This window comes from Flavicella sp. IMCC45668, assembly GCF_057219105.1.
On the sequence record NZ_CM170114.1, the window covers coordinates 1,759,929 to 1,775,263 of the forward strand.

Here is a 15,335-nt window from a genome sequence, read left to right on the forward strand (position 1 = left end):
ATTATTTCTTGCTTCCTTTTATTTTCAAATTCAATGTTGTGTTCATTTTATCTTCCGATGAAATATTTATTTTAAGCTTGCCTTCTTTCTTTCCTGCTTTTAAAAACAATTTACATTTACCATCTTGAGTAAGACATTGGCTCTTATCTGATGCGCTTTTAATATCAGACATATCACCATTACTAAATGCTAAAACATCAGCATTTCCTTCAACATTCACAGAAAGATTCTTTGCCGCTCGCACCAATGTTCCAGAACTATCTTGTAATTCAACAATCAGTTCTATCACTTCATTTGGCTTCAACTCCTTTTTAGGTGTTGTAATCTTAATTTTCTTTAATCGTTTAGCCGTTTTTAACTCAAACTCACAAACTTCTTTTCCTTCTATTATCCCTACAGCCTTAATTTTTCCTGCATTAAATTTCACTTTCTTCCACTTGACAATCCAATTTTCAAAATCAGACAAATTTTGCCTACCTATTTTTTTTGAATTTATATAGAGATCTACCGCATCACAATTGGTATAGGTAACAATGTCTTTCACCTCATTTTTTTCAAAATTCCATGTCTCCATTATTTTTGGGAACCACCATCTTCCTGATTTCGAAAAATCTTCAGCATCATCTTTATAAACAGCAATTCTTACCATTGGTTTTTCTGACCAAAAGGCTTCATATAAATATGAGATTTCCTTTCTAAACCCTGCTTTATCTATGAGCCCACAATTAGTTCCGGTTGCAGGAAAATTCTTGGCCTCCCCTAAATAGTCTATCCCTACCCACAAAAAAAGACCCATGTTAAATGGATTTTCCATAACATCTAACCAGGGAGCTCTTTCAATATTGGAAAATCTTTTTTCTGGTGTACTATTAAAATAGACATAACTTTCAGTACTCACATAAGGTTTTCCCGGAGCTTTTTTAGAAATCGCTTTACACCATTGTTCCCCATAATTAAGTGCAATTAAATCCATCTCTTTACAGGTTTCAATAATAGCATCTACTTTATCTGTTGGATTACCATCTCTCCCACGTTCCATCCCAGAAATCACAGGTCTTGTAGGATCTAATGTTCTTACAAATCCCGCATAGGTTTTGAGTCCCAACTTTTGACGTACATCACCTGGACTATGATTTTCATTCCCCACACTCCATATGATGACACTTGGATGATTTCTATCTCTTTTTACTGTCTCTTCATAATTTTTCCTCCATTCTAAATAAAAGTTAGGATCACCAAATCCACTAGGATTAAAAAAATTACTCTTGCTTTTTTTCGCAGAAGCATAAGGTTGATTGTCATACCATTTATCGACAAACTCATCCATAACTAAAAAACCCAATTCATCACAAAGATCCATAAACTCCGGAGCCGTAGCATTATGGGCAGTTCTAATAGCATTGCAACCTATTTCTTTTAAAGTATTCAATTTTGATCTCCAAACCTCTATGGGAACAGCCGCTCCTAGATCTCCAGCATCATGATGCAAACAAACTCCTTTTAGTTTTGTGTGCATTCCGTTTAGAAAAAAACCTTCCTTATCACGAAATTCAATGTTACGAACTCCAAAACTACTTTCATAATCATCTAACAAGGTCTCACCTTCCCATATTCTAGAGATAACTTTATAGACATGAGGACTTTCCAAATTCCAAAATATCGGATTTTCTATATTAAGCTCCTGATTTACAGTATAATCTTTTCTTAAACTTGCTAGTATTTGTGTTCTAGAAATGGCAACTTCTATACCCGATTGATCATAAATTGTGGATTCTAAGACTAGTTTCCCTCGGTTTTTAAAGTTCTCAATTGTAGTTTCTACTTTTACTTTCGCTTGTTCTTTACTTATTTCGGGTGTTGTGATATAGGTACCCCAATTTTCAATATGCGTTGCATTACTAATGGTCAACCAGGTATTTCTATAGATCCCAGAACCACTATACCAACGACAATTAGGCTGCACAGAATTATCTACTTTGACCGCAATGGTGTTTGGTTTATCAAATACTACACAGTGAGATATATCAAAATAAAAACTTGTATAACCGTCATATTGCGCACCAACATGTTCTCCATTAACATATACTTGAGCATGTCTATAAACACCGTCAAACTGGATCTGAATATACTTTCCTTTTGCTGATTTAGGTAATTGAAAACTTTTTCGATACCATCCAACACCTCCCGGCAACCAAGCATTTCTCCCTGTATTTTTCGGGTCGAATTCCCCTTCAATACTCCAATCATGAGGTAAGATTAATTTACGCCATTGGGAATCATCAAAGTCAACATCCTTAAAACTTGCATCATCTTCTAATTTTAATGCCCAATCCTTATTAAAACTTTCTACAACTCTTTTTTCTAGTCCATTTTTTTTCTGAGCTGGCAACACAGTAATCGCAAACGCAGTAATTATAAAGAAAATTAAATTTCTCATAGACTCTTCTTTAATTCAATATCAATAAATCTAAATGCGCCAAGTGGAATCTCTATATTTGTTGTATTCTCTTTTGATTTTTTAAATTCTTCTCCAGTCAAAATATCTTTTATTTTTTCTATATCTGTTCTATTAAATTTAACCACAGCAGTGCTTTCTTTAGGGTTGATGTATCCATTATCAATTAAGGTCAATCGAATGTGTTTTGGAGCCGTTTGCGCTGATACCCATGCAACATCACCAGAAACAGTAAGTGGTAAAATTTTAGCAGATTCTTTTATCTTCTCTTCGATTACTTTGTAATATGTATCTGCCGGATACGTTTCTTTTCCATCTGCTGAGTAGTAATGATGACCATCCGTGATAAATTCAGTAAGATTCTTTTTATAAATAGGATGTAAATTTTCCTCTAGCGGAGCTCTTTCTACATTTTTCTGAGCATATACTCCCTCTTGAGGTGGTGTTATCAAAACAAGCCCTTTTTCATAAGGTGCTAGAAAATTCAACCTTCTCTCTTTAACACCTGCTGCATATCTAGAAAAATCATATTCAGTAACAGCCGCTCCAGGCCATGTTCCATTCATTCGGCTAAAAACAAAGGCATTCTTCTTTTCATACTCTTCATCATAAAAAGTGGTCCACTTACCGTTAGAGCCTTCATTCATAAAATGATGATCAGGAGATTTCATACTTACATGAACAGGAGAAATACTTAAAATTTCATTTCTTTTAGGAACATACAAAGCTCCTCGTGCTATTAATTCCCAATATATACTTTGATAGTCTTGATTTACCGCAAAATTATTAATGAATTGGGCACCATTTGCAGTATGAAAAACTAACATTCTTAAAAAATGACTCGGCAATCTTTGGTATCCAAGTTGTTTGGATCTATCAAAAGCCGTATTATCTGGTACCGCTCTTGTTCCCCAGCTATTTACTGCACCACTGGTCCACATTCCCATTCTACCTGCCAAACTCAACTCCATTGTTTTATCTGTTGTTTCTTCCATGGAAGGAACAAAAACATCAGCATATTCACCAGACATTAATTTTGCCCATGATTCTAAATAATTTGACCCCAACCAAAATACATTTTTGGATCTCAAAAATATATTTGTGTTTTTACCTTTTGCATAGTCAGCTAAGGGATATACTAAATCATTCACTAAAAAGTCTAAATTTTTCTTTGAATGATCTTCCATTTCTGGATAAATCAGCACCGTTTTTTTACCGGCAGCTTTATCAATAACCTTTTTTGTAGTACTTATGTGAAACATATAAGGATCATTCCCATGTCCTGCCCAATAAGCAATTCCTGGAGCTCCAACATAACTATCACTTATTTGTTTTACTGCCTGCTCTTGAGTTAAAGTATATTTTTTTCTACGATCCCTAGATTTTTTATATTTCTCATTCGTTACTGCAGATCTATCCCAATTCTCAACATACCTCATATGCAAAGAATTTAAAAAAATAGGATTCTTATATTTTTTCTCTAAAGATCTTTTTAAACTCTCAAGATTCGCAGGTACTTTTTCTGTCATCAAATAAACCGATTGCGAAACTTCTTCATATGTTGGTTTTTCAAACGATTGTAAATCTTTTCTAATCTTGGCTGCATTATGAATTATAGCCGCCATTTTACCTGTTGGCTCTAGTTTGATAAATTCATTTTTCCACTTATTATTGTTCACATCAATAACATGTATACAACTTCCTCCACTTTGAGTACTTGCTAATAAAAGTTTTTGAGTATCTGCATTGAAACGCATATCATTATAAGCATATTTAGCAGTCAACCTTTCTACATCCTTGTCTGCAGAATCAGGCTCGTAAATATGGATTTGACTTCCCACTCTAGTCACATATTCAGTTTTATTTTTTTCCTTTAACACCACAGTATGCGCAATGTCATAACCAAATTTCACTTTTTTTATTGGATGAAAACTAAAAACATCATTACTAAAATCATAAGTAGAAACTAAAAGATCATTTGCATGTGCTGAAGCACCCAAAATAATCTCCTCATTGCCATCATTATTGATATCATACACTTGGAAATCTCCTAACGGGCGAATTCTCAGTTTCCCCCTAGTTTTTTTATCAACTGAAATTTTCTTTTTTCTAAATGGTTTTTCTTCCAATGGATTGAAAAAATATAAAGTTCCCGCCACTTGCATATGGTTGTTACTTCCTAAAATGACAAGAATTTCTTGACCTTCAGAATTTTTTATCTTTCTAATAAAATTAGCAACACATTCATTAGGTTTTGGAATTATTTTGGTCGCACTTTTATACGGTTTTTCAATGGAGAAAACCGAAGTTGGAATTTCTTTTATTAATGCTCCAGTAGAAGACAAATAATATATTTTTTTATCAAATCCGCCAGCAACAACATATGCTTGCTTATTTTTATGTATCACACTAACTGCATACATTGGTGTAATACCTGCACCATACTCCCACAACAAATTTCCTTTAACATCTAAGCAATAAATTTTACCGTCTGCATTAGCTAACAAAACTTCATCATTTCCATCTCCCGTGATATCCTCACACCACAGATCATGGTTCATAAAACCTGACATTTTATTCTCCCATAACTTTTTACCTTCATAGGAATATCCAACTACAGTTCCTTCATAACTAGAGGCAACAATAAACGGTTTACTTTTGGCTCGCGCATTTCTTACTTTTAAAATGGTCAAGCCGGTTTCTATACTTTGGATAGCAGATTTTTTCTTTGCATCAATTTTATTATTTATGGCAAAAAGGGTGAGTGAACAAAATACAAATGCAATCTTTAATACTATTTTCATATTTATCATTTTAGTAATCCAAATAAAGTTAAAACAATTTAGCAAATTGTCTCTGTACATACACAATTTGTACGCTACAGTTATTGATTGAAATTGAAATCAACCAATCGCTATTACAACTGAAATAACATTCTTTACTTGTTATTACATTGAATCTATGTAAATTTGACACATCGATCTTAATGCTATGAAAAGAAACTTTACAATCTTCCTTTGTATCTTATTTATTGGCTTTTGTGGAATAGCACAAACCTCCAAACCAAAAGTGGCTCTTGTACTTAGTGGTGGTGGAGCAAAAGGAATTGCACATATCCCAACATTACAGGCTATGGACTCCCTAGGGATTGTACCGGATGTTATTATTGGAACAAGTATGGGTAGCATTGTTGGAGCACTATACGCCAGTGGTTATTCTGGTGATAGTATCGCTGCAGTTTCTCAAAACACAGACTGGACTAAACTCTTTAGCAGCAACATTCCTGTAACTGCTGTAAGTAATGAGGAAAAAAGTGAATACAAAAGATATTTAGTAGAATTAGAATGGGAAAAAGGAAAGGTTCGAAAAAAAACATCCATCATCAGTGATCAAAACATCAATGCATTTTTTAATGAAATGACTTATCCTGTCAACAATATAAAAGATTTTGATAGTTTACCTATACCGTTCAGAGCAGTTGCTACAGATATAGTAAACGGAAAAGAGATAATTCTTGATCAAGGTTCTTTGAGTTTTGCAATGAGGTCTAGTATGTCTATCCCAGCAGTCTTTGCTCCAATGGAATATAAAGATGTACTATTAGTGGATGGCGGTGTTTTGAATAACTTCCCTACAGATATTGCTAAAAAATGGGGGGCTGATATTATTATCGGAAGTGACGTAGGAGGAGGAATGGAACCTAAAGAGAAACTAGATAGTCCTGTTACTGTAGTGTTTCAAAGTGCTATGCTAGCCTCCAATTTAAAGGTTCCTGAAAATAAAAAGTTATGTGACGTTTTAATCGACCATACAAAATACCTCACGCACTCTACGGGGAGTTTTGGCAAGAATGTGGAAATTTATCAAGAAGGTAAAATTGCTACTAAAGAAAATATTGCTGGACTTACGGCAATTGCTGAAAAAATAAAAAATTTCAAACAGTTAAAACCTGAATTACCAAATGTTGCAAATAAGGTTTTGTTGGATTCTATCGTAATAGAAGGTATTAGCAAAGGAAATATGGATCTTTTTAGATCAAGAATTAACTTAAACACTAATGAATATTACACTTTAGACGAAATCAAGGCGGCCTCACATAATGCCTTAGGGACTAATTTATTTGATGCCATTTCATTTCACTTATTTCGTTATAAAAATAAATCTGGTTTAAAAATTACCGCAAAAGAAAAAACAACGCACCTATTTAAAGGATCTCTTCATTTTGATGACTTCAGAGGAGTCGGCTTATTTCTGAATTACACTGGAAGGAATTTACTAGGAGAATCCTCTAGAATAATTGCAAGTGTTGATTTATCCAACGATTTACGTTATAGATTACAATACCAGAAAAACTTTGGAAGAAATAAAGATTGGTGGTTTAGATCTGATTTATATGGAGAAAAATTAGATCAAAAAACCTTCTTTGTTGGGCAATATTCAGGAGATCTTAGAAATGAACACATTCAATTTGACAATCAAATAAATTTTAATCTTGATTCATTTAGAAATTATATTGGGCTTGGATTTACTTATGATTGGAACAGACTAAAACCCAAAATTGACCCAAGTATAAGTGACAATATATATAGTTTGGACCATTATGATTTCAAAAACATTGATATCTATGCTCAATATATTCACAATACCTTAGACAAGGTTTTCTATGCTGAAAAAGGAACTTTTTTTAAGGTAAAACTGAGTACTTCTGTGCTTAATAACATGATTGCAGAGTCATTGGATGAATTTAACATTCCTGATACTGAAGGAGCCTTAAGTACCTTTACTAGATTTAGATATAAGTTTGAAAAACGAATTCCAATAAACAAAAAGCTAACAGGTATTATTGGTGTTACCGGTGGACATACTTTTTTCAATGATAATGGAAGCAAAATAAGCTATGACAGTTTTGGATATGCCGCGAACTTTTTCTTAGGAGGTAATATTGAACGTCCTAGATATGATGCCTTTATAACACCTGGTTTGGAAGAAAATGAATTAGCTGTAACACAGTTTAATATGTTAGCTCTTTCTGCCCAATATTCTCCTGTTTCAAGTATTTACTTTACTCCACATGTAAATATTGCCTCAGTTGGTTTTGGTGACTTTAATAACTATCTCAAAGATTTTTATAAACCTACTGGCCAATGGGTAACACAAACACAAACAAGTTTACTTACTACGGTTGGGCTCACAACATCATATAACTCTATTATCGGTCCTGTAGATTTTGACATTTCTTGGGCAAACAAAATTAGTGGAGCACGGCTCTTTTTAGGAATAGGTTATCATTTTAACCCGTAAAATGTTGATGTAATATTTTATTAAAAATTACTACAGTTCGGACAACTACCTTCCAATGTCAATTTAGATTTGGTTATTCGAAATCCTTTCGCATCCTTGATCTTAGGAATTTCAACATCATTAATACAAAATGTTTCATTACAACCATTACAAATAAAATGTGCATGGTTATGTAAATGCGCATCTGCACTACATTTACTTTGGCACAAAGCGTAACGAGTTAGATTGTTTTTATCAGGAACACGATGAATCAATCCTTTCTTCTCAAAAGCATCCAAGGCTCTATAAACAGTTACCCTATCCGTATTCTCTCCTACTCTGGATTTCACTTCATCCGCCGTAAGGGAAGAGTTAGATTTATAGAACGCATCTAACAACTCCTTTCTAAAAGTTGTTTTTCTCAATCCATGCTCCTTTAAAACCAATTCTAAATTCATATGATACACCTTAGTTGTGATTTCAAAAATAATATAAATATTTTATTAAAGCAACATTGTTGCGTTTGTTAATTTTTTATATATTTGCAACTTAGTTGCGTTAATAGAATATTATGTCCACATACACAATAAAAAATGATTTCCTTGGTGCTATAGCTGCATTTTTATGCTCGCTACACTGCCTAGCAACACCTATATTATTTGTTAGCACTGCTAACCTTAACAGTTCCCAGTTGACTCCAAATTGGTGGCCTATTTTGGATTATGTGTTCTTACCGCTATCATTTTATGCGGTCTGTAAAATTCACAAAACACAAAATAACAAATGGGTTTTATTAGGTTTATGGACAAGCTGGATATGGATGTTTTTAATTATTTTAAATGAAAAATTGGCACATATCAATATCCCTGAAGAAATAATTTACATTCCTTCTACCCTATTAATTCTTTTACACTTGTATAATATTAAATTTTGCAGGTGTAACGAAAATAAATGTTGTGTTGCAAAATAAAACTCAGATCCTTTCCCTACTGATGAATCCTAAAAGAAAACGCTTTTATTTTATTCTCATATTTATTTTTCAAATATGCATGATACAAGCCCAAGATTCGACTTGTAGCCATAGTGTAACTGGTGAAATTTTAGATAATGAAACCAAGCAACCCATCCCTTATGTTACCGTAAGGATTCAAGGCACTGAGAAATACACAACTACTGATATTCACGGAAAATTTTTGATTGAAAATTTATGTAGCGAGGCTAATACACTCATCATATCCTGTTTTGGATATTGCGATACCATTTGTGAACACAATCACCAACATGGTAAATCTCCTCATATTTTTTTAACTCAAGAAGTTATGGGCTTAGAAACTGTTCTAATAGAAGCCCAAAACAAAAAAAAGGAAGGAACCGTTACTATTTCTCAAATTAATGTGAACAAGGCTGAAATTCAGTTAAACCCAACACAGTCTATGGCTACAGTATTAGCTGAAACGCAAGGAGTTACTTTTGTATCCTCTGGGAATAATGTCCAACTCCCAGTTATCCACGGGTTGTACGGTAATAGAATTTTAGTTCTTAACAATGGAATAAAACATGGTTTTCAAAATTGGGGTACAGATCATGCTCCAGAAATAGATATTTCTGCTGCAAACTCTATTACGATTATCAAAGGAGCTGCGGGTGTTAGATTTGGTCCAGAAGCCATAGGTGGTGCCATCAATATAAACCCTAACCCTATGCATTTAAACAAATCTACTTATGCCCAAATTGGTACAAGCTTCCAAAGTAACGGAAAAGGATATAATGCAGGTTTTGAAACAGGAACAGGTTTTGAAAAATGGAGTTATTTTATCAATGGAAACTACACTAAAATCGGTGACAAACATGCACCTGATTATATGCTAACCAATTCGGGAAAAGAAGAAAAATCTTTTGGATTAGGAACGCGTTATCATTTAAAAGATTTTGATTTTAAATTGTATTACAGTTATATTGATCAGAATTTAGCATTTCTTAGATCTTCCATTGCTGAAAGTGGAGAAACCTTTGTGAAAGCTATCAATTCTGACAGGCCTCTTTTTATCAGACCTTTTTCATATGATATAAATGAGCCTAACCAACTTACAACACATCATTTAGCAAAAGCGGCAATCAACTGGTATTATGCTGATGATGCAAAACTTACTCTAATAGCAGGAAAACAACTCAATCTGAGAAAAGAGTATGATGTTAGAAGAAATGCAGACAAACCCATCATAAATTTAGATTTAACTACTTCTGACTATCAATTAGAATGGAAACACCCTGAGTGGTTGAAATTTGATGGCCTGATTGGACTGCAAGTTTTTAACCAAGACAATGACAATAATCCAGGAACGGGTACCACACCATTCATCCCAAACTATAACACAAACAGAATCAGTGGTTTTATAACAGAAAGCAAGTCATTTAATAAAACCACTTATGAAATAGGTTTTCGATTTGATCACGAAACAAGTGATGTAAGAGGAAGAGAATCTAACAATGATGTTTTTAAGGACAACTACAGTTTTTCAAATTTATCTTCAAGCTTCGGGTTTGTCAGAAAAATAAATCATCACAGTACATTTAGATCCAATATAGGTACCGCATGGCGTTCCCCGAACATGGCTGAATTATATAGCTTTGGGCAACATGGTTTTAAAAATAGTTTTGGTTTGCTAAGATATTACACCAACGACGATGGTGACCTAAAAACTGACAAAGTCATTTCTATGAAAGACTCTAAGGTAGCACCGGAAAAAGGCTATAAATTCATTAATGAGTTTTCAACACACAATACGAATAATTCACACCATATTACACTTTATGGACATTATATAGAGAATTTTATTTACGATCGTCCATATGGCGTTTATGGCACCATTCGAGGTCCGATGCCTGCTTATATTTATGTTCAATCTGATGCTGTTTTCTTAGGTACCGATTATAGTTGGAAACATGAATTTACTGGGCAACTTGCAGGGACCTTTGGTTTGAGCTATTTGTGGTCAAAAAACATAACTGAAAATGAACCTTTGATCAACCAACCTCCCACCTCACTTAGTTATAAATTAGAGTGGAAAAAAGCGAAACTTGGAAGTTTAGAAAACTCTACAATTGCCATTAAACCAAGCTACACCTTCAAACAGTACCAAGCACCAAGAACGGTTCCTCCAGAAGATTTAATCGATGGTTCAGAAATAATTACTCCTGAAACTCCCATCTTTGATTTTAAAGATGCTCCTGATGGTTATTTCTTACTAGACATCTCTTGGAACTTTCAATGGAAAAAAATTAAAACAGGATTCACTATTCAAAATGTATCCAATACCTCATATCGAGATTATTTAAATGAAATGCGTCTATTTGCAGACGAACCCGGAAGAAATTTCCTTTTAACTCTTAACTATACAATTAATTAATAAATTACTAAAAATGAAAACAATCAAAAACTTGAAAATCTACAGCCTAATTGCAATTCTTTTTACCGGAGTAACATTCACTAGTTGTGACAATGATGACGATGAAATTCCTGAAGAAGAAAATCATGAGGAAATCATCACAGATATTAAACTAATTTTCACACCAACTACAGGACCTGTTGTTGAAGCTAGAGCACAAGATCCAGATGGTGAAGGTGTAGAAGAGTTGGAAATCATAGATGAGATTACTCTTACTCCGGACACAGAGTACACACTTACGTTTGAAATTATGAATAATTTAGAAACTCCTGGAGAGAACATCGGAGAAGAAATAGACGAAGAAGCTGATGAACACCAGATTTTCTTTGGATTTACAGACGGTGCTTTTTCTAATCCAACTGGAACTGGAAACATTTCAGGTTCAAGCACTATCAATTATTTAGATTTTGACGAAAACCAGAACCCATTAGGTTTACAAACTACATGGACAACATCTGCCTCTGCATTACAAGCAGCAGGGACTTTTACTATTAGATTACAGCATCAACCAGATATCAAATCTTCTAGCACGGGAGCTACAGACGGTGACACTGACTTTGATCTGACTTTTGTTTTAAATATTGAATAATAACTTCCCTTCAAATAATAAAAAAATCCCATTTCTATGAAATGGGATTTTTTTATTGGCACACATTGTTATATCAAGTAATAAACTAAAAACAATTCGTAAACAAAAGAGGAATAGCTTTAGCAATCCCTCTTTGTATTCTAATTATATAAAGTATCAACTTTTAATAGATGGAATGTTCATGATGCGTATGATTATGCAAATGATGCTCATGGGTAACATTACTCTTTATTATAGAATAATCAAATAACATTTTACTCACTTTGTGATGATCGGTAGTCGCATAATGCTCATATAGTGTTTTATACCCTTTTTTATTAATCACCTCTGCGAAAACTCCATAATCCCCACCATTGTCTGTAGCAGGTCCATTTGGTATTCTTGTTATGGTATGTACATGGTTATAATCTGCACCACCACCTCCTAAGGCATTTTCAGAATTGTACTCTACCCATAAATAAGGATTGTAAATTCGATAATAGAACGGTGAAGTTGCATTTGGGTTATCTACTTCATCCTTCCAAACAAAATACGTATCTTCTATGTTTACCATAATATCAGCCCACCACTCATCAGCAAAAGTAGTTGTCATATTATAGACATATTCTTTCATCACAAGAATAAGGTTTGCTTGTGTCTGGGCGGACATATCAGAATATTTTAAACCAATGCCACTAAATCCAGAATAATCATAACTGCCGCGGTAAGGATCAACACTTCCGGGAGAGGAAGCTGGACCTACCTCCATGGAATGTCCTTCAGAACTGACCGCATTTGGAGTTTCATTATCTGTCAACCCATTAAATAATGCCAACCCTAAATCTCTTTCATCTTTAAAAATATCAAATTCAGTTCCGTTAAACGATGAAACAGCAGGCTCACCACCTAAAAAAGCTGGCACAATTGACACTTTATCACCATGCACTAAAAAATTAACTGCCAAATGGTGTCCATCAAGTTGAAATCCCCAAGATCCACTATTTTCCGGATCTCCAAATAAATCAATTGAATAATAATCAGGACTCCATACCGAAGGGGACGATTCATTTAATAAACCTTCTGCTAACATAGTTATTTCATCTACTTTCTGATAGCCACTTTCGCTTAAAAACAACTGTAACAATTCTTTAAAATTTTCTAATTGTTCTTCAGATAAATCACCATAAATAATTCCGTCTCTTGAATTACCTCCTCCATTAGGTGTATTGTGCCAGAGATAAAATCGTTCATCAGCCAAACAGTTTGCTGCTTCTGTTAGTAAGGAAGTAGCTAATGAATTACGAAAAGTAAGCATTGTTTGTCTCATTACTTCTATTTCCTGAACTTCTGATTGATTCGCCTCATTTTCGACATCACAATCCACCTTAACAGAACCACTATCATCATCGTCGTTATTATTCGAGACATAGCCATCTGGTTGCTCACAAGCCGTGATACTTTCTGAAGGATCTCCTAAATTATCACCATCATTATCTAAATACCAAACGCTGTCTGTACAGGTTTCACTTTCCTGTTTACAGGATATCACGCTTGTTATAAAACACGCTATTAATACAATTGTTAGGTAATTTCTTTTCATCATACATTTATTTAGTTTGGTTATTTCTATTTATAAAACAGTTAAACTAAAAATCACCCTACTAAAAAAGGCCCAGAAAATATATTCCTGAACCTTTTACGTTTTATCCAATGTATCAATAGGGATTCTTAAAAATTGAATTTACCGTTACTATTTTTATGTTCACTCTCAGGTAAAATAGTTTCAATAACATCCCAATGCTCCACTATCAACCCATTTTCTAATCTAAATAGATCATAAAAAGAAGTGGCCTCTCCTTTTCCGAACTTCCCCTCACTAATACTCAAAACAAAATTTCCTTCTGCCAATACTTTATGTGTTTTATCATACTCCATCACCAGTCCATTCTCAGCAAAATATTGCATTGCAGCACCGAATCCCTCTAAGCCATCAGCTACTGCAGGATTGTGTTGAATATATTTTTCTGGGTTTATATAATCCGTGTAATTCGATTGATGTTTGAATAATATCGAATCAATAAAATTCTCTACAACTTTTCTATTTTCCTCTGTTTTATCCAAATCAGTTAATTCAGTCGCACCATCAATCTGACTTCTACCACTAGGGTTGTTCGGTTGAATTGTAATTAGATTATCCCAATGCTCCACGATGAGTCCATTTTCAAAACGGAAAACATCAAATCCTATTTTGGGACCAAAAAAATCATATTTAGTTTGAGAAAAGGTATAGTCACCATCTTGAAAAGACCTAATCACATCGGCCTTAAAACCACCTTCTGGGGCATTGTGTAACACTTCACCAAATCCTTTCAATCCATCCCCAACCATAAGATTATGCTGTATATACTTCTCAGGGTTTATATAGGTAATAGTTGATTTGTCTCCAGTTTCTAAACTTTTAATTAGGGCTGCTGCTTTTTCTTTGTTTGATAATTCCATTTTAGTTTCCATTTTTTGATTTGTGTTTTCTTTGACTTTCTTTTTTGCAGTATTACATGAGATGATAACTAACGTAACTGCCAATGTTGTAAATAAACGTTTCATATTTGTAGATTTTTGTTACTACAAAGATGGTACAACTTGGTACAATCAATAAGATACAAATCGGGATAAAAATGGTTAAAATCGAACCAAAATCATTTATCTAATGACTTTACAAAAGAATTTGGGGTGAAACTTGTATTTTTCTTAAAATACTTAGTGAAATTTGTAGGGTCATCAAACCCGAGTTCATAAGCTAAATCCGTACTTTTAATTCTAGCATTGATCAATCTTCTTTTTGCTTGAAGAATAACAAAATCATCAATCACATTTTTGGCTGTTTTATGAGCAAGTTCCTTACAGATAGTATTTAAATGTTTATAGGTAATTGCTAACTCACTTGCGTAAAACGTTGCAGATCTAGTAGTTCTAAAATTCTTTTCAATTGAAAGGATAAAACGATGAAAACAACGTGTTTTAGAAGTATCTTTTATTTCTATGGTTCTAGTTTTCCTAATACTCTCTGCCTTAGACAACAAAATAACAAATAAAGAATTAACTACATTTCTTTGATTAAAAGAGTTAGCGACTTTATATTCTGCCTGTAACAATTGAAAGTATCGTTCAAAATCTGAACCACCCGGGATTTGTAGTATTGGAGAGAACAACTGAGAGTTGAACAAACGAAACACAAAATCCTCTGTGATATTTGGGAAACAGCTCACAAAATAAGCTTCTGTGAATATCAAACAATAACCTTTTAAGTCTTTAGAAAACTCAAAGGCATTAATTTGGTCCTTGGTGAGATAAACTAGTGTGTTTTTTTTAACAGGATACCACTTAAAATCAATATAATGTCGTCCGGTTCCACTTGTATAAAAAATAAAATTGTAAAACTTTAATTGATGTGGCTTTTCCGGATCATGTCCTTGGGCTTTTTTCTTTCCAGCAATTCTCTCAATAGGGACAATTTCAAAACCAAAATTTTCTTCCGAATCAGGATTGAAAATAATGTGTGGAATTTTCTCTATCATAGCATGGTTGT

10 protein-coding genes are annotated in these 15,335 nt (G+C 33.6%); 4 read left to right on the top strand and 6 right to left on the bottom strand.

What is annotated here, in order from left to right; genetic code table 11:
* Position 1: 1 nt before the first annotated feature.
* Together AC2DZ0_RS07445 and AC2DZ0_RS07450 are read right to left on the bottom strand one after the other, a co-directional pair.
* Complete coding sequence (locus tag AC2DZ0_RS07445) at positions 2 to 2,437, bottom strand: glycoside hydrolase family 2 TIM barrel-domain containing protein (RefSeq protein WP_484644681.1); 2,436 nt, start codon at positions 2,435 to 2,437, stop codon at positions 2 to 4.
* Positions 2,434 to 5,259: a hypothetical protein gene (locus AC2DZ0_RS07450; RefSeq protein ID WP_484644683.1), complete on the bottom strand. Its 2,826-nt coding sequence runs from the start codon at positions 5,257 to 5,259 to the stop codon at positions 2,434 to 2,436. Before AC2DZ0_RS07450 ends, AC2DZ0_RS07445 begins: the two co-directional genes overlap by 4 nt.
* A 187-nt stretch (positions 5,260 to 5,446) precedes the next feature.
* Between AC2DZ0_RS07450 and AC2DZ0_RS07455 the strand changes: the two genes are divergently transcribed.
* Entirely contained in the window at positions 5,447 to 7,756 is a 2,310-nt protein-coding gene (locus AC2DZ0_RS07455) for a patatin-like phospholipase family protein (protein ID WP_484644684.1), read from the top strand.
* A gap of 20 nt (positions 7,757 to 7,776) precedes the next feature.
* Here AC2DZ0_RS07455 and AC2DZ0_RS07460 read toward each other — a convergent pair whose 3' ends face one another.
* A complete protein-coding gene (locus AC2DZ0_RS07460) occupies positions 7,777 to 8,193 on the bottom strand; it encodes a Fur family transcriptional regulator (RefSeq protein ID WP_484644685.1) in 417 nt (138 codons plus the stop codon).
* Between the two features lie 113 nt (positions 8,194 to 8,306).
* Here AC2DZ0_RS07460 and AC2DZ0_RS07465 point away from each other — a divergent pair, with 113 nt between their 5' ends.
* From AC2DZ0_RS07465 to AC2DZ0_RS07475, 3 genes are all read left to right on the top strand, one after another.
* Positions 8,307 to 8,705, top strand: a complete 399-nt coding sequence (locus tag AC2DZ0_RS07465) for a MerC domain-containing protein (protein WP_484644687.1) — start codon at positions 8,307 to 8,309, stop codon at positions 8,703 to 8,705.
* Positions 8,706 to 8,784: 79 nt separating this feature from the next.
* A complete protein-coding gene (locus AC2DZ0_RS07470) occupies positions 8,785 to 11,142 on the top strand; it encodes a TonB-dependent receptor (RefSeq protein WP_484644688.1) in 2,358 nt (785 codons plus the stop codon).
* A gap of 13 nt (positions 11,143 to 11,155) precedes the next feature.
* Positions 11,156 to 11,770, top strand: coding sequence for a GTP cyclohydrolase (locus AC2DZ0_RS07475; RefSeq protein WP_484644690.1), 615 nt, complete (start codon positions 11,156 to 11,158; stop codon positions 11,768 to 11,770).
* Between the two features lie 163 nt (positions 11,771 to 11,933).
* On the opposite strand, the gene AC2DZ0_RS07480 is transcribed toward AC2DZ0_RS07475, so the two are convergent.
* The 3 genes from AC2DZ0_RS07480 to AC2DZ0_RS07490 form a co-directional block, all read right to left on the bottom strand.
* Positions 11,934 to 13,352, bottom strand: a complete 1,419-nt coding sequence (locus tag AC2DZ0_RS07480; protein WP_484644691.1) for a DUF3500 domain-containing protein — start codon at positions 13,350 to 13,352, stop codon at positions 11,934 to 11,936.
* Between the two features lie 125 nt (positions 13,353 to 13,477).
* Positions 13,478 to 14,353, bottom strand: a complete 876-nt coding sequence (locus AC2DZ0_RS07485; protein WP_484644692.1) for a nuclear transport factor 2 family protein — start codon at positions 14,351 to 14,353, stop codon at positions 13,478 to 13,480.
* Between the two features lie 92 nt (positions 14,354 to 14,445).
* Positions 14,446 to 15,324, bottom strand: coding sequence for a helix-turn-helix domain-containing protein (locus AC2DZ0_RS07490; RefSeq protein ID WP_484644694.1), 879 nt, complete (start codon positions 15,322 to 15,324; stop codon positions 14,446 to 14,448).
* Positions 15,325 to 15,335: the final 11 nt, after the last annotated feature.